This window comes from Dyadobacter psychrotolerans (assembly GCF_004349265.1).
Taxonomy (GTDB): Bacteria; Bacteroidota; Bacteroidia; order Cytophagales; family Spirosomataceae; genus Dyadobacter; species Dyadobacter psychrotolerans.
This window is the reverse complement of sequence record NZ_SMFL01000007.1, coordinates 64,051-87,152: the sequence shown is the minus strand read 5'-3', so window position 1 is coordinate 87,152 and position 23,102 is coordinate 64,051. Positions and strand designations below refer to the sequence as shown.

Below are 23,102 nucleotides of genomic sequence, written 5' to 3'. Positions count from 1 at the left end.
AAATGGAGAATATTGATTGGGAAGACATATTATTGAAGCTGCATGCTTATTCGCATCAACTTTTGAAGCATCACAGATGGTTTCGTGGTAAAAATTGCGATACATCTATTCAAGGTAAGCAAGAAGAAGACTACGTTTATGAGGCGATTACATCATTTTTGGAGAATCCTGAAAGATTTGATCCGTCGAGAGGTACATTGTTTAACTATTTAAAGCTAAATATTCTCCGCCGATTATATAGTAACGATTGGAAGAAACCGGAAAACACTCTGTACAAGGACATTTTTGGAATGAAATTGGACCATGAAGGTGATGATACAATTTCTTACGTAGAATCACTGTTACCGGTAATTGCCGCATCGTTTGACGAAAATTTTGACTATCAATCCATTATGGCAGAAGTTCAGAGACTTACACAGGAAGACCCAGTTGCTTTTCGACTATTTCATTTGGCCAAAGAGCTTGGATATAAGCGAAGAGAAATTATCGAAAGTGAAAATATAACCGAGAGAGAGTTTGACAAGGGCATGAAGCGACTTAATCGCGTGTTGGAAAAAGTAGCATTAAAATTTGATATTGAAGTAGATCTATGAGCAACGAGATAAAATACGACAAAGACAGTTTTCTAAGGCTTATAATGTCGAACATAGAACACAATAGTTCAACATCAGAGAGAGCCAAGGAATATTTAACCGGAGAGGGTTATAAATTAGACGACATAGTCAAAAAAGGACTGGCTAAGATTGCTGAAATTCAAGAAAAGTTAAGTAACGAGAAGCAAAAAGTAGTTAACACATCAAATGTCGATGAAAGCCAATATTTACGGAAGGGCGCATATTGGACCCATCCTTCTGTCAAACTTTTAATGAGGGAGTCTGGGAATACGGATCCTCTCAACGAAATTAAATCCAGGGCTAGAAACCTTGTGATGAAAGGCTTCGAGATGGGTTGGCATGGGCCACCTTATGATCCGTTTCTGCTAGCAAAATATCTCGATATTGACATTATCCCAAATGACCAAGTAATTGATGCTCGAATTGTCCCGTTAACTTTCGAAACGTTTCAAATTCAATATAACCCACTACAAAAGCAGACTAGGGCGAATTTTTCAGTCTCTCATGAGATTGCACATACGCTCTTTTCTGATTGTGCACAAACTATCAGGAATCGCGAAGAAAATCCATCAGAAAACAGGCAATTAGAACAACTATGCAATGCAGCCGCTGCGGAGATTCAGCTTCCATATGCAATGTTCTCGCATGACGCGAATAATAGTGATCCCACCATAGAAGGTTTACTTCAATTAGCAACGAAGTATAAGTCTTCTCTCGAATCGGTTTTCATTCGCTATACTGAGGTTATTGACAAGCCCTGTGCCGTCATTATTGGTATTTTTGAAACCGATGAAAAAATTGTCTTAGATTACTACACATCATCAAAGTCGTTTTATATAAAGATTCCTAATGGCTTTCAAATACCAAAAAACTCAATCGCATATGAATGCATTTCACCTGGGTGGACTTCTAGGGAAACAATTAGTTGGGAAATTTTTAAGGGACAATCCTTTCAAGCTTTTGCAGTTGGTATTTCTCCGTATCGGAAAGATAACAAGCCTCGGGTTGGTATCTTAATCATACCAATGAATAAAGAAGCAAATCCGATTGAAGAAGGAAAAGTTATGTTAGAGTTCGGAGACGCTACCAAGCCAAGGGGCAAAGGGATTAAAATCATTGCACAAGTTGTCAATACTAGCGGAGCTCTCGGGCGAGGATTTGGTTACTCTCTCAGCAAAAACTATCCGTTAGTTAAAGATAAATTAATAGAATGGAAGGCTAACAAAAAGGAATTTATCCTAGGCACCTCAAACTTGGTTAAAATATCGAAAGACCTATTTGTATTTCAAATGTTGGCCCAAAAAGGATTACATTCGAATGGTTACGAGATTCCTTTAAAGTATAATGATCTCAGAAACTGCTTAATTGATTTGCGGAAAACCGCACAAGAAATAGGAGCTTCTGTCCACATGCCAGCTATTGGCGCGGGTAATGCAAAGGGGGACTGGAATTTAATAATTGGAATGATTCACGATGAGCTTGTGAACTATGGTATTAAAGTCAACATTTATTTACTTCCGGGTAAACCATTTAACTCAAATCAAAAATCAACCCTCACCCTATTTAAAGAGTCGTCAACATGGCAGACAGAAAAATAATCCTTGTTATTTCTGGTGAGATGTGTACTGGAAAAAGTACGCTTGCTGAAAAACTTGCCTCCAGAATTGGCTTTAAACACTGTAAAACAAGAGAAGGACTTTACCACCTTGCAAAAAAAGAATTAAATGGAGATACTCCTGAGCGAGCCTTTTTACAAAAATATGGTGAGCGACAGGATACGGAAGGTGGAGGTAGGTGGGTTTTGGATTACTTCCAAGATCTTTATCGAGCTGATTTTACCACAGAAAATTTATATGTTGTTGATTCTGCAAGGATTATAGAACAGGTTCAGCACATTCGGGATGCATACAGCTATTTCGTGCATCATATACATCTTGAGGCTGATCCCGAAACTTTAAAAGAACGCTTTTTTGAACGCGGTGAGATAAAAAACCTACCTACAGATGAGCGGACCGAGAAGTATTTAAGATACAAAGCGGATAAGACAGAAGCGAATGTATACACCTTAGGTACAGAAGCCGATTTGGTTATAAATACTGATAAGTGCAATGACGAGGATGTATATATTAGAGTAGCCAGCTTTCTGAGGCTTTTGCCACCAACACATAACGAACTTGTTGACGTTATTATCGGAGGACAATTTGGATCTGAAGGTAAGGGCCAAATAGCAGCTCATATTGCTCCGGAATATGACTGCCTAATGCGAGTTGGTGGTCCAAATGCCGGGCACACGGTATTCCAGAAACCTAATAACCACGTTTTTCATTTGTTACCATCAGGTTCATACAGAGCACCAAATGCCAAAATCTTAATTGGTCCAGGTGCTGTTCTTAGCTTGCCAAAAATTTTAGAAGAAATTAGAGTGTTTGAGATCGAAAAAGAACGACTCATAATTGATGAAAATGCAATCATTATCTCACAAACAGATATTGATTTTGAAACTAAAGTAAAAGACAAAATAAGTTCTACAGGGCAAGGTGTAGGGGCAGCTACAGCGTCAAATATAATATCCCGGCTTCTAGGCGAAAGCAGTCACAAGGCAAAAAATTTTAAAGAATTATTGCCATATATTGGTAGCACTTCACGGGAGTTGGAAAACTTATACAAACAAAATAAAAAAATACTTTTAGAAGGTACACAAGGTTCCGGACTGAGTTTGCATCACGGTCTTTACCCCCATGTCACATCCCGAGATACTTCTGTGGCAGGTTGTTTGTCTGAAGCGGGGATTTCCGCCAGGCGGGTAAGGAAAATAATCATGGTGACTCGTACATATCCTATAAGAGTCGGAGGAGAATCTGGACCATTTGGAAGTAATGAAATTGATATGAATATTATTGCTCAACGTTCAGGGAAATCGGCAGAGGAACTTTTACGAAAAGAAATTACTACTACGACAAAGAAGAACCGTAGGATAGCTGAATTTAGTTGGGATCTTTTTCGAAGGGCATGTGAGCTTAATTCTCCTACTGATATTGCATTGACATTTACTGATTATTTTTCAATAGCAAATGAATCTTCCCGGAGATACGAAAATCTGACTGATGAAACTCAAAGATTTATTGAAGAAATTGAATGTTGTTCTGGGGTTAGAGTCTCATTAATTGGAACTACATTTGACTATCGATCTGTAATTGACCGTAGAAATTGGAGCTAATGGATATTCAAAAATTTATCATCAGTAGGCCGTACCTGTATCATCTTACAAGTAGCCAAAACGCCGACAATATTTCGTCAACCAAAAGTCTTTTCAGCGCAAATACTTTAATTGATATGACAAATGACGAATCGTTACAAGGTGTAAAGCGAGCTCGTAGAGCAGAGCACCAAACTATTGTTATAGGGGAGAACACTTTTTTCCTCAGAGACCAAAGACCGATCTCGGAAAAGGCGCTTGCAAAATGTTTGACTAATAATTGGAGCGTTGGCGACTTCCTATTTCACCTTAACGATAGGGTTTTCATGTGGCCAACATTGGACCGCCTCTGGAAACATTTTACACGTTATGAGCAAGAACGCCCAATCATATTTCGGTTTTCAACAAGCGATATTATTGAGGCAAATCCTCACGTAAAGTTTTGTCGTTTAAATTCAGGCGCTACAAGACCTAGCTCTTATTTGGGAGGAATAGCTCCGCTTCGTGGAGCTGAGTCATTTGTTGTTGCTGATCAATTTGACAGACAAGTTAGAGATGTTGCTGAGGTTACATTTGAAAATGAATGCAAGATTGCTGGCCCTATTTGGAGTAGTGCTAGGCCCGATGGAGATTTTCATCAGATGAATTAAGATTTCATTTTTTGAATTATTATTATAGCAAGGACTCAATTGTTCGTCCTGATTTTCTTTACACCTTGTGCTTTATAAATTTAGGGTTATCAGATGTTGGCACTATGCTTGGCAAATCAACTTTTACAGATATAGGCATAGGAAGATCCACCCCCATTATTATTGCTTCTCCCGAACCAAGGTGGAGAATTCGGATGGCTCGACCACTACATTCCAGATAAACCACCAACCCATTCTTTTCATTAATGAATTAAACAATTAACAGTCAGTAATTAAGATGGTCAATTCGTACCGAAATGACATAACATGTTCATAATTTCCGAATTGTGGTGGTCAACGGCACTGCAAGCTCAATAAAAAGAGACGATAAAGAACGATGAAAATCAAATTTTCATCGTTCCCAGATAACACTAAGCACCGTATTGTATTGTTTTGTAATAATGCAGTATTCGAACATTTCGGTATCCCGGTCATATTTTCCCAGCTCGAACCAAGTGGATTTATAGATGACCTGCGCGGAATCCCTACTACTGTAGATTCGACCTGCTTTATAATACTCATTAGCCACTGAATCTGAGGGGACTTCAAGTTTGTTCCTGTCGGAAATCCGATAGCGAAAATCTTCTGATTTTCGCCAGTATTTAATTTTGCCGTCCTTACTATAAAAAACGCAAATCGGGTGATTTCCAAAGTCAATAAAACGGTAGACAGTTGACGTAATACTGGTCTGAAATCGCTCCGAGATGACCCGAACAAGATCGGGAGAAAATACCTTCTTGTAGCATTCTTCCTTGAAAAGTACTTCAGGCATCAAGAGCTCGGCTGCGAATGCATTTGCTTCGGTCTCCTGTGGACCTCGTTTATAAGCTTCCAATGTCTCATAATCATCAGAGAACGTCGCTTCTTTTTGACGATGGAGCACCATATGTCCCAATTCGTGCGCCAGCACAAACCTCTTTTTATAGGGGAATTCTATGTCTGCGTTCACGGAAACAATTGCCCTTCCATTCTTCATGACTACCCGGCCATCACAGTTGGTAAGAGAAACCTCCTGAACTATGCCGTCGTGAAATGCGATCAAATCCTCAATGGATATTTCGGCAGGATCAACAATCCCACATTCACTGAGTACACTAATTGCAGCTTGCTTTGGAGTTACAGCCATATTTAGAATCTACCATTTTCGATTTGATCCATAATATCCAACAGTTCTGTCTCATCCAATACCTGGCGGATCATTTCTTCGTCAAGATTCTCAAAATTCCTGAATTGTAGGCTTGGGGCTCTATGTCTGAGTAGATTCAAAAGATTTTCTTTGGTATCAGACGCAGCAGCCTGTAATTTTTCAAGCGCAATTGCATACAGGTTTGCGGTTCTGGCTTTCTTTAAGGCCACCTCCTGCTGGAACAGTAGCTTTTTAATTTTATTGATACCGGCTTTTTCCAGCTTTGCCGGATCGTAACCTTCGGACTTTAGCATGTCTTCCCTCAATTCAGGGTCTTTGCTGAGTTCCCAGAAAGCATCAGCCAGTCGTTCTATGTTTATTCTTTTTTCAGACATTGTTAAAAACCTTTGATAGTGATTTGATCACCCTTTTAACCTTTTTAATCACATTGTAGACGTCTTTTACCTCCAGATTGCAACTGGCAGCGATTTCCCGCGGGGGGCTACCGTCCAGCCACTCATAAAAGACCAGCAATCCATCATCATCGTCCACAAATTGTTGTTCGATATAGCTCCAATGTGCTTCTGTAATCCTGAGTTCATCCGTTTCATCAGCATAATCGCTCTGATCTCGTTGGGAATCATCTGTGTCATCGCCTCTTTCCGCTAGTTCCAATTCCTGAACAATCGGCCTTCGACCTGATGATTTCAGATGACTTGAAATAAGGCTCTTTACCACTCCTTTTAGGTGTATCTCAATATCCGGGAATCTTTCAAAGTCCCAGGCACGCGTACCGTCGAATATCTTCTCAATTGCATTCCCTACGAAATCTTCCGGTTCTACGCCATCGATCTCCGATCTTGGTTGAAAGCCAGACAGCTTCAGCCTCGTGGCTGCGTAAATCACCAACCGTCCATAAATTTCACCCCAATGGCCTTCCGGGATGGACTTAAGCTTTTCGAGTGTTCTCGGTTCAATCATTTTCCTGAGATGAACATATCCGTAACATGATATGCTCCAAAAAATATTTTTTTACCGCCGTGGCAAAAAATAAATATCGTGGAGCATATATGTATAGAAGGGTTTTAAAATGGATGTGAACTAAAATTAGAGAAAAATGGTGACACTTGAACAAAAAGAAGAATTTAATAAAATATTTAAGGAATTGGGCAAAAGCCTGGATATTACCGAAGTGCAGCACAACGCAGCAGTAACCAGTTATGAGTTTGTGGGTGAATGGCTGGCACAAGAAGGTTCAAGCCTTTCCCCTTACGAACCGGAAATAGTACCGCAGGGATCTTTTATGTTAGGGACGATGACCAAGCCTATCCATGAAGAAGATGAACTGGATATTGACCTGGTCTGCCAGCTGAAGGGAAAAGTTGCCACTTGGACACAATATGACCTGAAGAAGCAAATTGGGGACCGGTTAAAGGATCACGGCATGCTCAAAAGATTACTGGATGAAGAAGGACGCCGCTGCTGGACCTTAAAATATGCAGATTCTGCTAAATTTCACCTGGATATTTTGCCGTCGATAATCAGCGAAAATTACAAAGTGCTTTTAGAGCGTTCTTTTTCCGTAAAGGATGTTTTGGATACGCAAGCGCTGGCTATCCGCATCACAGATAAGGAAACCGATAATTACTACCGGGAAACGAACTCAGGACTCTGGCTAAAAAGCAATCCTTTGGGATATGGCGCCTGGTTTAAACAGCGTGCATCACTCGATATCAATAAGGCGATGTCGCTCAGGGAAGCAGTTCAACCAGTGCCGGCATACGAGAAGGAAAAGTTACCATTGCAGGTAGTTGTTCAAATATTGAAGAGGCATCGGGACCTGATGTATAATGGAGATTGCGACAAACCAATATCGATTATCATCACGACTTTGGCCGCCCTTGCATATCAAAAGCAAACCAATGTTGCTGCAGCGACGCTGGAAGTGGTTCAGAGGATGGCATCATTCATCGAAGATCGCTACGATCTCGTCAGGAAGCGGTACGTGAAATGGATCGCCAATCCCATCAACCCGGAAGAGAACTTTGCGGATAAGTGGCCAGATGAGCCTCAGAAGGAGAAAAATTTCTATAATTGGCTCGAGCGGATACAGCAGGATGTATTGCGGTCACTAAATCAACATGGATTGTATCGTATCCAGGAATCACTCTCGGCCCCATTCGGTAACCGCGAGGTCTCCAAGGCTTTCGAGGAGTTAGCAATTAAGGCCAGGGTTGCCCGGGAAGAGGGCCACCGGAGAATGGCAGCAGGTACCGGGATACTGGGAAGTGTGGGCACAAAAGTGGCAAATCATAATTTTCATGGTAGGGAGTAAATATATCACGCTTGTCAGGCAGGAAGTTGCACTGCGCCAACAGTTCCCTTCTGCGACTATTAAACGGGTCGCCGATGCTTCGCTAATCTGGGAGCATACCTTGCAGCCTACTGCGGTCAGTGAAGAATATAGGTTGAGGCTCGTCTATACACGCACAAATGGCATCGAAGTTTTTGTTTTATCGCCCAAACTGGCGCTCGCCGAGGGCACCAAGAAGCTGCCGCACGTTTATTCGACAGAAAAACAGAAGCTCTGCCTCTATTTTCCCGACGGCAAGGAATGGAACAAAAGCAAATATATGTCCCAGACAATTATTCCCTGGATCAGCGAATGGCTGTATTTCTACGAACTATGGCTTCCAGGGGGACAGTGGTACGGAGGCGGCACCACGCATGATCCGAAGCCGGAGAAAGATCACAATCAATAAATTTTGACAATTATGAAGAATTATCATTTGACCAAAGATGGAAAAAGCTGGAAACTCCAACGGGAAAACACTTCCCGGGCGACGGCAAATTTTGCCGGTTTTAACAAGGAGGAAGCGATCAGAAAGAGCGCAGAAATATTGGGCGACTCGAATTCATCATTAAAAATTCACAAAATGGATGGCCGCATCCAAGAGGAACGAACCTATCCCAGATCGGCTGACCCAACGAAAAGTAAAGGATAATGGAAGCAAAGAAATCATTTAATGTATTGTCTATTGATGGCGGGGGAATTCGTGGCGTTTTTCCCGCCATGCTACTGGCGAACCTGGAAGCGGAGCTCAAACACCGAGGAATTGAAAACCACCAGATCTTCCAGCATTTCCAACTCATTACAGGTACGTCAACCGGCGGGATCATTGCGCTGGCATTGGCGCTGGGAATACCTGCAAAGGAAATTCATGATCTCTATTTAAACAACGCTGAGAAGATCTTTGGAAAAAAGAAGGGAATACTGAGCAGCCTATTTTATTCAAAACATGACAGAAGCGCTTTGGAGCAGTTGATCAGGGATAAGTTTCGGGAGGTACATGGCGGCACGGACCCGCTTCTACTGGACTGCAAGATACCGGTTTGTATTCCAATCTATGACCTGATGCAGGGCAAGCCCTCGGTGCTGAAGAACAAATATCACCCCAGATTTGTACGAGATTATCACATCCCGGCCTATCAGGCAGCCCTGGCAACATCAGCAGCACCGACGTATTTCGATCCGTTTTCAGCAAAATACCAGGACCTGAAAGGTATCGAGCAATCATTTAGCAATAAGGTGGATGGCGGCGTGTTTGCCAATAACCCGACACTGCTGGCTATTATTGAGGCCCAGAAAGCCTTTGGTCAGGACTTGGGCAACTTGCGGGTGCTTTCCATCGGCACCGGACATCAGAAATTCACGGACGCTTGCTCCCGCAATGATTGGGGTTTGCTCTACTGGATAAAGGGAAGAAAGCGGATCATGGAACTCTTTATGCAGGGACAATCACAACAGGTTCAAAACCTGATCAGCCTGTTACAAAATGGGATTGATAAACAGGGGACTGAAAATTTTATCTACAAACGTATCGATACCGAGCTTGATGATACCTGCTTTGTTGAACTGGACGAAACAGACCGGATAAGACTTGAAAAGCTTGGAGAAAAAGCCCAGCATGAATTTCAGAACCATGCAAATTCGATTATTGAACAATTTTTTACTAGGTAAGAAGGATTCTGCAAAATGATGCAGGGGCCAGGCTGAAATGGCTTGAATTACAAGCCTGGTTTGGATTTAAATCGAAGACACCAATTCTGAAAAAGAATAAGATAATCACAAATCTTGAACTCTTGAAAAACAGTGGTGCAACGGCCACCACCGTATTTTCGTACCTTTTAAGACTTCCAAAATAAAAAGAAGCTAGACAGATCCTATATTAAGTATTTAATTAATATAGGATTGAAAAAAAATAAATAAGAAGCTATGAGTAAGCATAGTCCTATTCAAATCAAAGCTTCGAGATATTTCTTCATCTTCTCATCGTCAAACGACCCGAGATAAGCCTGAGTAGTCGAAATGTTCTGATGTCCTAAAGATTGGGATATAAAAGCAATCGGCGCCTCTGATTGCAACAATATCGTAGCAAATGAATGCCTGGCCGCGTAAGTTGTGATATCCATCGCTATATCCAACTTCTTAGCAATACTTCGGATATGCAGATTGGTCATCGTTACTATCTGCGAGACCGTACTCTTCTTCTGCTTTGCGGTCATTTCGGAATCTAGAAACGGAAAAACGTATGATTCCGGCGCGGAACTGTTGGTATACCTGTTTATGATGTTCCAGCTTTCAGCAAACAGGTTTATTTTTATCCGGACCTGATTGCCTTTTCTAGTGCGTGCTGTTTTCTGCCGAACGAAGGATAAGCTATTCCCTATCCTGTCAATATCCTTCCACTTAATATTGCAGATATCCGTAATATTCATCCCATTGCTCAGATACGAAAATACCCACAGATCACGGCCTCGCTCTTCATATGAACCAGGCTCGCCTTGATAGTTGATGATCTTCATGACATCTACCTTGGATAGAGCTTTTTTTATATTTGCACCGGCCGGAATAACATATCCACCCTTTCCAAAAGGATAAAGATCTGAACTTACAATCTTATCTGTGATCGCATCATTAAAAACGCTACGTAATTGCCGGCAATATATTCCCACCGTTGTAAGCGTTGCCGGTGTATCAATGGCAACAGCTTCCCCCTTTTTTAATTTCTTCTTTTTTGCAGCACGACCATACAGGAGCATCCATTGTTCATACGCTTTTAAAAAATCGGGAGTGACATGCTCAAATCTTAAAATTGTAGCAGGTTTCTGTGTATTCCGTTTAGTAGGTTTCGGAATGTTCAGAAATCTGCTCATATCAGCATCATTGAACGACGAAATAAATCGGCGCAAGGAAATACCCGTATCTCTGTAACTCGCAGCTGAACCAAGACGTTCTTCACTCTCCATCGCCTTCGCTTTTAAATCAAGCATGCTTATCACGTCGTCTGATTCAATCCGTTCGGGCGGAGCTTCTACCTTCCCGTAATTTTCAAATGATTCACGAAACAGATCAAATGTAAAATTCGGACCTAGCTGTTTGGTGATGTTACGTGCAAATGGAACAATTCCTAATGGGGCAGTCTCCCGGCTCCACAACTTGTGCCAAACATCAAGAAAATTGTCATCCTTGATTTTACCATCCGGAGATTCTTTCTCAGCGTTTTTCTTTAACCGCTCCCACTCTGCCTTGCTAACTTTGATGCCTGTTGAAAACAGTTTCTGCTTTCTTTCAAACATGACGTTAAGCTTAATCTTATTATCGTCTCTTCTGGTATCGAAGAACAAATTGACCGTGGCCTGTTTCATGATACTACAATTTTGATTGAACATTCATTCAATTTCTTGTGCAATACAATGTGCAATACAAATTTACGGATTAGACGATAAACAGACAACAATCAAAAACAAAAATATTTTACAAATATCTAATTATCAGTATATTGCACAATAATAGACAAATAGACGATAAGAAGAAAAACCATATTTTTACTGACTCATAATCAGTAGGTGCCTGGTTCGATTCCAGGTGGGCCCACTTGAAAATCAAGGACTTAGCGAAATTCGTTAAGTCCTTTTTTCGTTTTTGGCAGGCAATGTTCCAATATTCTTACAAAAGATATTTTCCGGTTCAGTACAAATGACTGTCCTACCGGTAAATAACAAATCATACGGAAAAGATATAGTCTTCCTTCTTTCTTCTTAATTGCATGATCTAATTGACTTTCAGGCATACCACCTGGCACTGTCTGTGTTCCGATCAACAGTTATCTATACTTAGGAATCTTCCAAAATCCACAAAATCATGGGAACAACAACTTCATTTTTTTCGAAATTAGGACTATTCCTGTTTTTGTTTTCGGGAAATCATCATTCTGGCTATACGCAACCCAAACCGAAATTTGTCATTTATAACCAAAGCGAAATTGTCCTTGAAAATGCCAGAATTGTTGATGTTGTAAAAGGGACTGTTTTATCAGGACTTTCGGTACAAATATCAAATGGGAAAATTAGCGGTATCGGGAAAACAGGAACGAAAGTCTCTAAAAATGCTCAGGTAATAGATCTGGAAGGCAAAACGATTTTACCCGGGCTGGTAATGCTTCATGAACATATGAATTACAACAACGGAGCGGCAGTCTGGAATTTTCATCCTGTGAGTTTTCCCAAATTATTTCTTGCAGCAGGCGTAACTACATTACGTACAGCAGGTGCTGAAAATCCGATGTACGACCTTAATTTAAAAAGGCAAATCGATAAGGGAATTGTGGTCGGCCCGAGAATTTTTGTTACCGGTCCTATGTTCAACGATGCATCCGGAGGCTTTCTGGGAGATTTTATTATTTCAAATTATGAAGAAGGACGCAAGGCAACCGCTTTTTGGGCAGATCAGGGTTGCACATCTTTCAAAGTATACACGGATATCAGCAGAGAAGCCTTACGAGGTGTGATTGATGAAGCCCACACAAGAGATTTGATGGTTACCGGACACCTGGGTAAAATGTCATGCACAGAAGCTGCAAAGCTCGGAATTGATAACATTGAACATAGCTTCGGCTCCTGCTCATCTGATTTAAAGCTCCTATGGGACAGCACATGGAATGTCGACCCCGAACAAAAGGAAGTAAAAGACCTGATCAGCCTTTTGGTTGCAAAAAATGTTGTCCTTACAGCCACGCCTTTCTCAGACAGCGATTACAAAAATCCTGTTTTGCTGGAATATTTGAGTGTAGATGAAAGAAAACGGGTTGAAGGATATTTGAAAGATCCGCCCCCATTTATACCGAAAGAAATCAACGATAAACAATTAAGACCCCTTGAAAAACAATTCATAAAAAGTGGAGGTAAAGTCGTCTTAGGCGCAGATGCGGCAGATGCGGGACTATTGCCAGGGTTTCAAAATCATCACGCGATGATCAGCATGGTAAAGGCGGGCTGGTCTCCCATGGAAATAATAAAAATGGCAACCATTGACGGGGCGACATTTTTGAAAATAGAAAAAGAATTGGGAAGTATAGAGGTAGGCAAAGCTGCCGATATGCTAATCGTTTCCGGTAAACCAGACCAGAAAATTGAGGACATACAAAATGTGGTGCTCGTTTTTCGTAACGGTATTGGTTATGATTCAAAATCTTTGCGTGAACATTCAAAAGGCCTTGTAGGGCGGCATTGATGCAATGTTGTTGAAATTTCAACTTAATAACCAAACAACCACCGCTCATCCCAACAAAAAAATAACCCTTCCGACAGAATCAAAAGGGTATTTGTCTCACTCAACGTTTCTTAGCTTTTTCTTATGCAGCCTCAATAGCAACATGAGATCAGTCAAATTCTGAATATTTTTAAAAGAAGTAATGAAATTGCATGTATAGTATAATTGATTTCGCAGCGTAGTCCAACAGGCTTCAAGGCAGTATATCTTCTGTGCAAAATTAGACTATTACAACTCAACCGTAAATAGAATGCTCAAGTCTTACTTGTAGAAACATTTCTAGTTCCGTTTTGAGGTATCAAATTTGGATATCAGACATGAATTAATTAGAACACTGTTAAATTTCCATTTTTCTTCGCATATTAGAAGTTACTTAACGTTACATCTTCAAAGGTTATAAGTCAGACAATATGAATATCTTAATCATTGAAGATCATCCACTGATAAGAATGGGACTTAAAATCCTTATTTCCCAGTCGGATCCTGCCGCAACTATAACCCAGTCCCGGACCTTTCCGGAAGGTCTCGCCTCACTCGATACGGAAAGGTTTGATATTGTAATCCTGGATATTGATATTCCGGGTGGTCAGAATATTGGCATGATAGATCTGATAAGGGGAAAACAGCGGGATATTCTGATCCTGATTCACTCGGGTTATGATGAGCAGGTTTATGCAATGCCTTATTTACAAGCAGGCGCGGATGGGTTCCTATCCAAACAAACTTCTCAGGATGAATTTGATATCGCATTTAACTCTCTTATAACCAAAGGCAAGTATGCCAGTTACACCGTGCAGCAAATAATGCTCAATAATATAGGAGAAACCAGCACTGCTAAAAACCCAATAATGAGCCTTTCACCACAGGAAATGCGGGTTATGCAACTACTTGTGGAAGGGAAGTGGACAAAAGAAATAGCTGCTATTCTGAATATCAAAGAAAATACGGTGAGCACTTTTAAGAGAAGAATTTTTGACAAATTAGGGGTGACGGATTTAATCGAGTTATCTAAAAAAGTATCCCTGCTTAAACAATTTTAGTTGGTTCATTTCTATAAACCAGGCATTTTTTTTCGCGTTTTCAGAACCAGCAACCCCCAACCGATAGCGATCGCTTTCCCTGTACTCGTTTTGATCCGCCGTAATTACAATCCGAAATACTTCGGCAATCGTTTTGCATAATTCCAATAAATGTTCACCCCTCGAAGGCGACCTTATACCCTTGGATTTTATTGGTTTACCACAAAAAATTCTCCGTTCAAAAAGTAATATCTAAACTTACACTTATTAAAGTGCATTTAATGCATATGACCATCAAGTAGTAATAATTTACATCATCACTATAATGAAAACCGAAAGCATATATCTGGAGGAAATAAACCGGTTACTTGCCGGATATCTTAAAGAAATAGAACAGTCAGACCTCAAACCATTGTCAGCACAAGTCTACCAGGTTCAGTCGAAAAACTTTGTAAGATGGATCAACGGAGAATTTATTCCCGGAGAAGTTAAGAAAAAGAACCTTAAGGATAAATCAGATAAATAAACAGACATCATCCGCACACTTAACTGTAATAATAAGAGCCAATCTTAAGATGCGAAGAGCATTTCTAAGATTGGCTCATTTTTTGATTGATAACTCTCGAATTCAGTTATTCCACAAGATGCCCTACAAACTGAGCCGTATTGTCTAATATTTTGCCTCCTCGTCTAAAACCAAGTGCACAAGGTTCTCCTGCATAAAACACGCCTGCCTGATAAGAATTCCCGGCAGAATCGGTAGGAAATTCAACATATTCCTGGTAAATTTTTGACTGATCCTCGTATTCTCCATCTACCGTTTCTGACACTTCGCCACCGCGTTCCAAAATGGAAACATTGGCTCCTTCTCTTCCAAAGAGCACTTTACTCACAGATTTTTTATGCGGAATGACGTACCGCTCAGTTTGAAGCAGAAGCGGATGGTAAGGATACAAATCCCATAAAACTTTAAGAATGTACTTGGATTGAAACAATAAGGTATAAGCGGGATTAAGAATCAGCGCTTTACGATTTTTCACAATCTCTGTTAAAATTCGCGCCAGCTCCGGCTCCTCATTTCCGATAAATTCCCAGGGAACAAGTTTAAACCAAAAGTCAAAACGGATAAAGCTGCCGTTTTCCGGATCCTGCTTGAAGACACCTTCGCCATTTGAAAACTCAACATCTTCGATGTAAGCAAAATCCACGTCAAAACCAGCCTCTTTTGCTGCTTCCCTTAAAATCGAAACATTGGTATCATCCTCCGGATTATCTTTCATCGTGGAAAAAAGAATAGATGGGGTTAAGTCTGTATTGGCCCTTTTGATATATAAAAATTGGGCGACCAGTGTTTCATACAACGTATTAAACTGCTGCGATTCGTCGAGATTGTTGATCCGTAAATGCGCCCATTGAACTACCGCGCTTTCAGGAATACAGGTTGCCGTGTCTGCATTAAATTCGATAAACTTTACAGGATCTCCTGAGACTCCGCCGGCCAGATCAAAGCGCCCGTAGAGATGTACCTGGCGGTCGTCTTCCCAGGAAAGTTTAATCATTTCAACAAGGTTTTCAGGTATACCCATTTCCCTGAACATCACATGATCGATCGCATGCTGGCCTGCTTCCACCAGCATATCGTACAAAGTCGTGGCAGCCTGATAATATTGGGTTGCTTCCTGTTCGCTGACAACAACAACGTCACTCGTAACATAGGGAGCGGTGTCTGTTCCAAGCATCCAATTCCATCCTACCTTTTGCAGGGCCTTTTCCGGATGTTCGGGTAATGATTTTAAATTAACCATCATATATAGTAAATGAAGCCATTTTTTCGAATGCCATAAGACTTTTAAAACTAAAAAATAAGGAAAATCAACCGCCGCTTCTACCGCTTGATGAGCGGCCAAAAAATCCATTTCTTCCACCGGCCGGACGGGTGTTAACCACACGTGTAGACCGCGAAGCATTTACATCTTGTACAGCACTTTGTGATTTGCCATAAGCTCCGGTATTTGCATAAAAACCGCGTGAATTATTATCCTGCTGACGGTAATTGTTGATATAACCGTTGTTCATATTACGACCCAGCATATAACCCATTCCTCCATAAAGTAACATGCTGGATAATCCGCTATGATGACCGACGTTTGAGTTATTGGTACGGATCTCTTCATCGATCAGCGCCTTGGCAGCGGCAGTACTCAGCGAATCGGTATGCCCGTCCAGATAAGTAACAATGGCTACCGACTTGTCAGCAGCAACACTTTCCTCATCTGTAATTTTGAATTCACCAGGTTTCACTTCTTTAATATGCGAACGGATCCCTTTTGAGTAGGTTGTTTCTTCGTAACTGTAATCGGATTCGTCTTCGTTGGAAGAACAGCCCGGCATCATCATTCCGGAAGATAAAATTGCCAAAGCCAAAGCTCCACTTATACTGATATCCTTTGCCTTTCTGATAAAAGAACCTTTTCGTAAATGTGTCATTTTTAATTTTGGTTTTAATAGCCTGAAGAATTATCAAATTTAACGCTTTATAAAACCGCAGACCGATTTATTTATTCAGGTGGTTAAATGATTGTACCAGAAACCTCGTAAGAAGATAAATGGCGAAATACTTTTAAAGTAAAAAGCAACCTGCTCTTTCAAACAGGTTGCTTTTCCCGGTTTAGACTTTCCAAGTTTTAAAAACTTGGAAAGTCTTTGTTATGCCTTCTTGGCGATTGTTTCCAATGCTCCTACCAGTCTGTCCAGATCACTTATTTTAGTATAAACATGGGGCGTAACCCGCACCGCATGAATATTTTCCCAGTTAATCCCTACAGTATGGATTTTGTAATCTTTAAACAACTTCGAATCCAGCTCCTCCGGCTTCATACCGTCGATACTCACACCAGCAATAGCACAACTGTATTCAGGTTTTAAAGAAGTATGAATTCGCACACCGGGAATTTGCAGTGCTTGTTCTGCCCAATATTTTTTCAGGAAATGAATGCGTTCCTGTTTTCTTTTAGTACCAATGCCTTCCTGAAAATTAATGGCTTCACCAATGGCCTGCTCAATACAAAAACTACGGGTCCCTAGTGTTTCAAACTTCCGTATGTCTTTTCCCTGAGGGACGCTGTTGCAAAGCAATGGCCATATTTTTTCAATTTTATCCTTTTTGATCCACATCATACCGCTTCCCACCGGCGCACTCAAAAACTTATGCAGACTGGTTCCGTAATAATCACATTCAAGATCCGGAATGGCGTAGTCAAGCAGGCCAAATGTATGCGCACCGTCCACAACCACTTCAATACCTTTCGCATGTGCCATCTGGCAAATCTTCTTCACCGGCATAATCTGCCCCACCCAGTTGATGATGTGGGTTACGTGGATAATTTTCGTCCGGGGTGTTACTGCATCGGCAAATGCTTTCACAATCTGCTCATCGTTTTCAATCGGAAAATCGAAAGATAGTTGTTTGTAAACGACACCGTCACGCATCTGGCGCTGTTTATAGGCCTGGATCATGTTCGGATAATCCTGAATGGTACCAATAATTTCGTCCCCTTTTTGCAATGGAAGACCAAAAATAATGGTGTTCAGTGCTTCTGTGGCATTTCGGTTTATCGCAATTTCCTCCGCATCACAACCGGCCAGTTTAGCCAAACGCTGCCTGAGAGGTTCTCTGCCCTTATCCATTACCCGCCACATGTAGTACGACGGACCCTGGGCAGCCTGTTTGTTATATTTTTCAAGCGCCTCCTGCACAACCAGCGGAGATGGAGAAACACCACCATTGTTTAAAATGATAATTTCACTTTTGCTGGCAGAATAAGCATCCTGTATCACAGACCAGTAATCTTCATTACTGCCGCTTCCCGCGTCCCATAGCTTTTCTGCTTCCTCAAAATCTGCGGCATGCAGTTCATTAAAAAGGCTGTTCACTCCAAATGCGCCTAAGCCAATAGCTGCACTTTTTCTGAAAAAAGATCGACGGTTGTTCATTTCTTTGGTTTATCAGGAATAGAAATAATTTCAAAAATTCTGGTTAAGTTTACCAACAGTAAAAACCGGAACAGCCCCTGTCCTACTCTTTTATTTTAGACTTCATCAGCCAATCGTAAGTATTAACAGGTTCGGGCAGCGCGTCGCTGTTGAGCTGCAAAAACATCATGTGTAAGTGTGTTGGCGAGCGTTTTTGAAATGCATTAAAACCCGACCTTCCCATCTCTGCTATTTTGTCTCCTGCATTTACCCATTGTCCGGGCTGCACTTCGACAATATTGTTGTGTGCATAATAAATCAGTGCATCCATACAGGGATCATAAATCCATATCCAATTGCCTCCGCGTAATTCGCTGTCATACTTCCAGTTTGTTTCCGCGGCAATCACCACACCGGAAGTAAAGGCAAGCACGTCTATAGGGCGCCAGGTACGGTCATCCAGGTTGTCCTGATCTCTGTCATGTATAAACAAGTCATGTGCAGGATGGCTCCCCCTCACCTTCATATCAAACAAATCAAAACCCTTTTCCCGATACCCTTTCCCCCTTCCTCCTATCGATTCCCTCGGTAAATAATCGCTTATTGGGTAAACAAAATACGACGAATCAATAGCCTGGCAGGAGTCCCTGTTGAATTCTGACCGGATGTCCCGCACCACTGCCTGAAAGGCCATTTTTGCCGAATCAGGTGTAATAACACAGTCTCTGATGTCGGTTTGTATCTGACGAAAAGTATTACAGTAATCTAATATTTTATCGGAGTATTTGTCTTCATTCGTCCAACCTGAAATGCTGAAAATCAGCAGCATTCCGGCAATTCCTTTCACAGTCATTAGCACTACATCTTTCGTCCCCAACACTAATATTCTACTTTAAACTTAAAATCCTGCCGGATGCCCTTCTAAAAATAATAAATTGCAACAAAAGTATTCTTATTACATTAAAAAGATGCTGTAAATTTCTTTCAACGCAAACACTAAACATTATTAAAATGCAATATCGTCGCTTTGGACGCACCGAATGGAACGTTAGTGAAATCGGTTATGGCATGTGGGGTCTTGCCGGATGGACCGGATCCGACCGTAAGGAAACAGATGACTCGCTAAACCTGGCAGTGGAATCAGGTGTCAATTTTTTCGATACGGCCTGGGGTTATGCCGAAGGATTAAGTGAGCAAATCCTGGGAGATCTGATCAAAAGATATCCTGACAGAAAAATATATGCTGCTACAAAAATTCCACCTAAAAACCGTCAGTGGCCATCTCGTCCTGAGTTTGCTTTAAAAGATGTTTTTCCTGCCGATTACATTATCGAGTATGCAGAAAAGAGCTTAAAGAATTTGGGTTTAGAGCAAATCGATCTTCTTCAGTTCCATGTTTGGGAAGATAACTGGGCGCAGGAAGACGAATGGAAAGAAGCAATTCAGAAGTTAACAAAAGAAGGAAAAGTTGAATGCTGGGGACTTAGTCTTAATCGCTGGGAACCTGATAATTCACTTAAAACCTTAAAAACAGGATTGATCGACAGCGTTCAGGTGATCTACAATATTTTTGATCAGGCACCGGAAGACAATCTTTTCCCTCTTTGCAAGGAGCTGGATATTGCCGTAATTTCCCGGGTACCTTTCGATGAAGGCACACTCACAGGATTGCTTACGAAGGAAACAACCTTCCCGGCCGACGACTGGCGGTCTACCTATTTTGTTCCTGAGAACCTGAATTCAAGTGTAGACCACGCAGAAGCATTAAGGAAAGACCTTCCCGAAGGAGTTTCCATGCCGGAAATGGCACTACGGTTTATTTTGAATAATCCGGATGTGCATACCACAATTCCGGGTATGCGTAAGTTGCCGCACGTCAGGTCAAATGTATCTGCCAGTGATGGCGAACGCCTGAGTACAGAAATGGCAGATAAGCTAAAACAGCATCGCTGGGACAGAGAACCTACTCAGTGGTCGCAATAGAAAACTTAAAATCCCGCTGCTAAAATCATGCAGCGGGATTTTTTATTAAAACAATTTTTTATCAAGTGAAAATCTTCCCGGCCCGGTAAAGAATAAAGTGATGTAAGGGATCAAAAACATCAATGCAGATTCTTTCTTGCCAAACGGGTCCTCGCCGTGTACGATGAAAAAGACTACCGCCATTGTAAAAATCAGGGGAATCAAAACTGCCCGGGTAGCTATGCCAAGTAATAACAATACAGAGCAGAAGAACTCCGCCCCAACTGTTAAAATCAACGATAATTCTTGTCCAACTCCGATCGGATCTGCAAAAGCATGATCGCCGCTTATTAATTTGTTGAGCTTGGGATATCCGTGCGTCATCATTATCAGAGCAACTCCAACCCGTAAAATGAGAATTCCCCAGTCGGCCAACACGGGAAGTGAGATCGGTTTTAAAAACTTTTTCAGCATAAAGTCACATGGTTTTGTTAAACGGCAAAATTACTTAACGGTGTTCCGTACTCAGATAGTTTCTACTTTTTTCATTGCATCGTTATTGCAAATTTTTATATGTCAAGTTTTATTTTTAGGTTTACCTAAATTTATATTAAGATGAAATTAAATTTATAATTTGGAGCATATATGAAATCACGCATACTATTGTTGTTCTGCCTGTTGACATCTTCTGCATTTGGACAATTTACACTAAACGGAAAAATTTCTCTGGCCGGACAAACCGAGCCGCCCTTCGGCGCTTCGGTTTATATCCAGGAATTAAAAATAGGAACCTCGGCCGATACCTCCGGAAATTATACTTTGTCTGCAATTCCTGCCGGGAGTTATACTTTAAAGATCAGTTACGTTTCGCATCCAACTATAACCGAGCGTAATTTCCGGATCAGTCAGAATCTGACAAAAGATTTTGTCATGAAAGCCGGTGAAAATGCCCTGAACGAAGTTGTTGTAACAGGAACGATGAAAGAAGTTTCCAAGCTTGACAGTCCGGTCCCGGTCGACATCATTACAGCAAAATTCATTTACAAAAATCCGGTTCCAAGCATTTTTGAAGGGTTGAGCTATGTAAACGGGGTCCGGCCGCAGCTAAATTGCAATGTCTGCAGTACAGGAGATATTCACATCAACGGACTGGAAGGGCCTTATACAATGGTTTTGATTGACGGGATGCCCATGGTAAGCGGACTTTCAACGGTTTACGGACTATCAGGAATACCAAATAGCCTGATAGACCGGGTAGAAATTGTAAAGGGACCGGCATCTACACTATATGGCTCAGAAGCCGTTGGCGGACTGATCAACATCATCACCAAAAATCCTTCCAAAGCACCAACATTTTCAGCAGACGCTTTCAGTACTTCATGGCGCGATTACAATGTGGATCTCGGAGTAAAATTAACGCCGGGACCAAAGGTTAGCTCTTTGCTTGGTATTAATTATTTCAATTACCAAAATCCTGTCGATCACAATAACGATGGTTTTACAGACTTAACTTTACAAAAAAGAATTTCTGTTTTTAATAAATGGTCATTCACCCTTCCTGACAATAAAATGGCGAGCATTGCAGCCAGATATTATTATGAAGACCGGTGGGGCGGACAAATGGGCTGGAACAAATCCCTTCGTGGCGGTGATGAAGTGTATGGCGAGAGTATTTACACAAGCAGGTTCGAAGTTTTAGGTGCCTACCAACTGCCTTCACCAGAAAAACTTACACTGCAATATTCATTCAGTTCTCATAACCAGAATTCAGTTTATGGAAACGTTCCTTTTAATGCGGACCAAAAAATAACGTTTGCGCAATTGTTATGGGACAAGGAGGTCGGGAAGCATAATCTTCTCTTTGGCGCGCCATTCCGCTATACCTTTTATAATGACAACACGCCCGCAACTAAATATCCGGATGGAAAAGATCATGCAGACAAAACTTACTTACCCGGCATTTTTGTACAGGATGAAATCAAGCTTGGAGCGCATGTTCTGCTGCTGGGTGCACGCTACGATTACAACAGCAGGCACGGAAGTATCTTCACACCCCGAATGGCTTATAAATACAAATTTAACCAAACGGATGTTGTTCGCCTGAATGTCGGCCGCGGATTTCGAATCGTTAATTTGTTTACCGAAGATCACGCAGCACTGACCGGTTCCAGGCAGGTTATTGTTAAAGAAGCATTGAACCCTGAACAAAGCTGGAATGCGAATATCAATTTCGTAAAAAAGATCGTTACCGGGAATTCTTTTGTAGGGTTTGATGCATCCGTATTTTACACCTATTTCACAAATCGTATTTTACCGGACTACGACACCAATCCAAATGAGATCATTTATGACAATCTCGATGGTCATGCAGTATCAAAAGGAGTAAGCCTGAATCTTGACTTTAATTTTCCATTTCCCTTGAAAATTATTGCAGGCGGAACATACATGGAAAATTTTCAGGTTGAAAACGGCGTAAAATTCCGGCCTGTACTGACAGAGAAATTTACAGGTATCTGGTCGGTTTCCTATGAATTTGAAAAGGCCGGAATTTCATTTGACTACACCGGAAATATTTACGGCCCGATGCGTTTGCCGCTGCTGAGCGAAGACGATCCACGCGCCGCAACTTCGCCTGTCTGGTCACTTCAAAACATACAGATGACCAAGAAATTCTCAAACGGTCTGGAAATATACGGAGGCATAAAAAACCTTCTAAACTTCACGCCGCCAGCGAATTCCATTGCAAGGTCTTTTGATCCTTTTGATAAAAATGTAACCTTCGATTCACAGGGACAGGTGGTTGCCACACCTGGCAATCCGAATCGGCTAACGTTTGATCCTTCTTACGTTTTTGCACCCAACCAGGGCATCCGTGGATTTCTCGGAATGCGCTATACGTTCCGTTAAAAATG

At 41.4% G+C, this 23,102-nt stretch carries 22 protein-coding genes; 13 read left to right on the top strand and 9 right to left on the bottom strand.

All coding sequences use genetic code 11. From position 1 onward, the window contains the following. The first annotated feature begins 2 nt into the window (after positions 1–2). From E0F88_RS19270 to E0F88_RS19255, 4 genes are read left to right on the top strand one after another with little or no spacing between them, the layout of a single operon-like run. Entirely contained in the window at positions 3–593 is a 591-nt protein-coding gene (locus E0F88_RS19270; RefSeq protein ID WP_131959917.1) for a hypothetical protein, read from the top strand. Further along, a complete protein-coding gene (locus E0F88_RS19265) occupies positions 590–2,212 on the top strand; it encodes an ImmA/IrrE family metallo-endopeptidase (RefSeq protein ID WP_131959916.1) in 1,623 nt (540 codons plus the stop codon). The genes E0F88_RS19270 and E0F88_RS19265 overlap by 4 nt, the downstream gene beginning before the upstream one ends. Further along, complete coding sequence (locus E0F88_RS19260; protein WP_131959915.1) at positions 2,194–3,831, top strand: adenylosuccinate synthetase; 1,638 nt, start codon at positions 2,194–2,196, stop codon at positions 3,829–3,831. The genes E0F88_RS19265 and E0F88_RS19260 overlap by 19 nt, the downstream gene beginning before the upstream one ends. Next, entirely contained in the window at positions 3,831–4,460 is a 630-nt protein-coding gene (locus E0F88_RS19255; RefSeq protein WP_131959914.1) for a DUF7002 family protein, read from the top strand. The genes E0F88_RS19260 and E0F88_RS19255 overlap by 1 nt, the downstream gene beginning before the upstream one ends. A gap of 391 nt (positions 4,461–4,851) precedes the next feature. Here E0F88_RS19255 and E0F88_RS19250 read toward each other — a convergent pair whose 3' ends face one another. The 3 genes from E0F88_RS19250 to E0F88_RS19240 are packed head-to-tail and all read right to left on the bottom strand — an operon-like array spanning position 4,852 to position 6,606. Next, complete coding sequence (locus E0F88_RS19250) at positions 4,852–5,625, bottom strand: ImmA/IrrE family metallo-endopeptidase (RefSeq protein ID WP_131959913.1); 774 nt, start codon at positions 5,623–5,625, stop codon at positions 4,852–4,854. A 2-nt stretch (positions 5,626–5,627) separates the two neighbouring features. Then, positions 5,628–6,020, bottom strand: coding sequence for a hypothetical protein (locus tag E0F88_RS19245; protein ID WP_131959912.1), 393 nt, complete (start codon positions 6,018–6,020; stop codon positions 5,628–5,630). Next, on the bottom strand, positions 6,013–6,606 hold the full coding sequence (locus E0F88_RS19240) for a hypothetical protein (protein WP_131959911.1): 594 nt from the start codon (positions 6,604–6,606) through the stop codon (positions 6,013–6,015). Before E0F88_RS19240 ends, E0F88_RS19245 begins: the two co-directional genes overlap by 8 nt. A 136-nt stretch (positions 6,607–6,742) precedes the next feature. Between E0F88_RS19240 and E0F88_RS19235 the strand changes: the two genes are divergently transcribed. Genes E0F88_RS19235 through E0F88_RS19220 form a run of 4 tightly spaced genes read left to right on the top strand, consistent with a single transcriptional unit; the run spans position 6,743 to position 9,646 of the window. Beyond that, complete coding sequence (locus E0F88_RS19235; RefSeq protein WP_131959910.1) at positions 6,743–7,960, top strand: nucleotidyltransferase domain-containing protein; 1,218 nt, start codon at positions 6,743–6,745, stop codon at positions 7,958–7,960. Beyond that, entirely contained in the window at positions 7,947–8,387 is a 441-nt protein-coding gene (locus E0F88_RS19230) for a type II CBASS E2 protein (protein WP_220466336.1), read from the top strand. The genes E0F88_RS19235 and E0F88_RS19230 overlap by 14 nt, the downstream gene beginning before the upstream one ends. 12 nt (positions 8,388–8,399) lie before the next feature. Next, positions 8,400–8,630: a DUF2188 domain-containing protein gene (locus E0F88_RS19225; RefSeq protein ID WP_131959909.1), complete on the top strand. Its 231-nt coding sequence runs from the start codon at positions 8,400–8,402 to the stop codon at positions 8,628–8,630. Next, positions 8,630–9,646, top strand: a complete 1,017-nt coding sequence (locus E0F88_RS19220) for a CBASS cGAMP-activated phospholipase (RefSeq protein ID WP_131959908.1) — start codon at positions 8,630–8,632, stop codon at positions 9,644–9,646. Before E0F88_RS19225 ends, E0F88_RS19220 begins: the two co-directional genes overlap by 1 nt. A 275-nt stretch (positions 9,647–9,921) precedes the next feature. Here the strand turns inward: E0F88_RS19220 and E0F88_RS19215 are convergent, their stop codons facing one another. Continuing rightward, the gene (locus E0F88_RS19215; RefSeq protein ID WP_165940110.1) at positions 9,922–11,334 is read right to left on the bottom strand and encodes a tyrosine-type recombinase/integrase; all 1,413 of its coding nucleotides are present in this window, start codon (positions 11,332–11,334) and stop codon (positions 9,922–9,924) included. Positions 11,335–11,830: 496 nt separating this feature from the next. On the opposite strand from E0F88_RS19215, the gene E0F88_RS19210 reads away from it, so the two are divergent. The 3 genes from E0F88_RS19210 to E0F88_RS19200 all read left to right on the top strand — a co-directional run bounded on the left by E0F88_RS19210 (position 11,831) and on the right by E0F88_RS19200 (position 14,782). After that, positions 11,831–13,198: an amidohydrolase family protein gene (locus tag E0F88_RS19210; RefSeq protein WP_131959906.1), complete on the top strand. Its 1,368-nt coding sequence runs from the start codon at positions 11,831–11,833 to the stop codon at positions 13,196–13,198. A 449-nt stretch (positions 13,199–13,647) separates the two neighbouring features. Beyond that, positions 13,648–14,277 (top strand): response regulator transcription factor, encoded by a 630-nt coding sequence (locus E0F88_RS19205; RefSeq protein ID WP_131959905.1) that lies wholly within the window; start codon positions 13,648–13,650, stop codon positions 14,275–14,277. 304 nt (positions 14,278–14,581) lie between these two features. Continuing rightward, complete coding sequence (locus E0F88_RS19200) at positions 14,582–14,782, top strand: hypothetical protein (RefSeq protein ID WP_131959904.1); 201 nt, start codon at positions 14,582–14,584, stop codon at positions 14,780–14,782. Between the two features lie 106 nt (positions 14,783–14,888). Here the strand turns inward: E0F88_RS19200 and E0F88_RS19195 are convergent, their stop codons facing one another. From E0F88_RS19195 to E0F88_RS19180, 4 genes are all read right to left on the bottom strand, one after another. Then, positions 14,889–16,061, bottom strand: a complete 1,173-nt coding sequence (locus E0F88_RS19195; RefSeq protein ID WP_131960123.1) for a glutathionylspermidine synthase family protein — start codon at positions 16,059–16,061, stop codon at positions 14,889–14,891. 67 nt (positions 16,062–16,128) lie between these two features. Further along, the gene (locus E0F88_RS19190; RefSeq protein ID WP_131959903.1) at positions 16,129–16,743 is read right to left on the bottom strand and encodes a Cj0371 family chemotaxis-regulating polar lipoprotein; all 615 of its coding nucleotides are present in this window, start codon (positions 16,741–16,743) and stop codon (positions 16,129–16,131) included. A 219-nt stretch (positions 16,744–16,962) separates the two neighbouring features. Further along, positions 16,963–18,249 carry an aminotransferase class V-fold PLP-dependent enzyme gene (locus tag E0F88_RS19185; protein ID WP_131959902.1) on the bottom strand — a complete coding sequence of 429 codons (1,287 nt, stop codon included), beginning with the start codon at positions 18,247–18,249 and terminating at the stop codon, positions 16,963–16,965. A gap of 82 nt (positions 18,250–18,331) precedes the next feature. Beyond that, positions 18,332–19,108, bottom strand: a complete 777-nt coding sequence (locus tag E0F88_RS19180; RefSeq protein WP_229213831.1) for a M23 family metallopeptidase — start codon at positions 19,106–19,108, stop codon at positions 18,332–18,334. Between the two features lie 131 nt (positions 19,109–19,239). Between E0F88_RS19180 and E0F88_RS19175 the strand changes: the two genes are divergently transcribed. Continuing rightward, positions 19,240–20,211 (top strand): aldo/keto reductase, encoded by a 972-nt coding sequence (locus E0F88_RS19175; RefSeq protein WP_131959900.1) that lies wholly within the window; start codon positions 19,240–19,242, stop codon positions 20,209–20,211. Positions 20,212–20,256: 45 nt separating this feature from the next. On the opposite strand, the gene E0F88_RS19170 is transcribed toward E0F88_RS19175, so the two are convergent. Next, on the bottom strand, positions 20,257–20,664 hold the full coding sequence (locus E0F88_RS19170) for a DoxX family protein (protein ID WP_131959899.1): 408 nt from the start codon (positions 20,662–20,664) through the stop codon (positions 20,257–20,259). A gap of 171 nt (positions 20,665–20,835) precedes the next feature. Here E0F88_RS19170 and E0F88_RS19165 point away from each other — a divergent pair, with 171 nt between their 5' ends. Then, positions 20,836–23,097 carry a TonB-dependent receptor gene (locus E0F88_RS19165; RefSeq protein ID WP_131959898.1) on the top strand — a complete coding sequence of 754 codons (2,262 nt, stop codon included), beginning with the start codon at positions 20,836–20,838 and terminating at the stop codon, positions 23,095–23,097. The last annotated feature ends 5 nt before the right edge of the window (positions 23,098–23,102 follow it).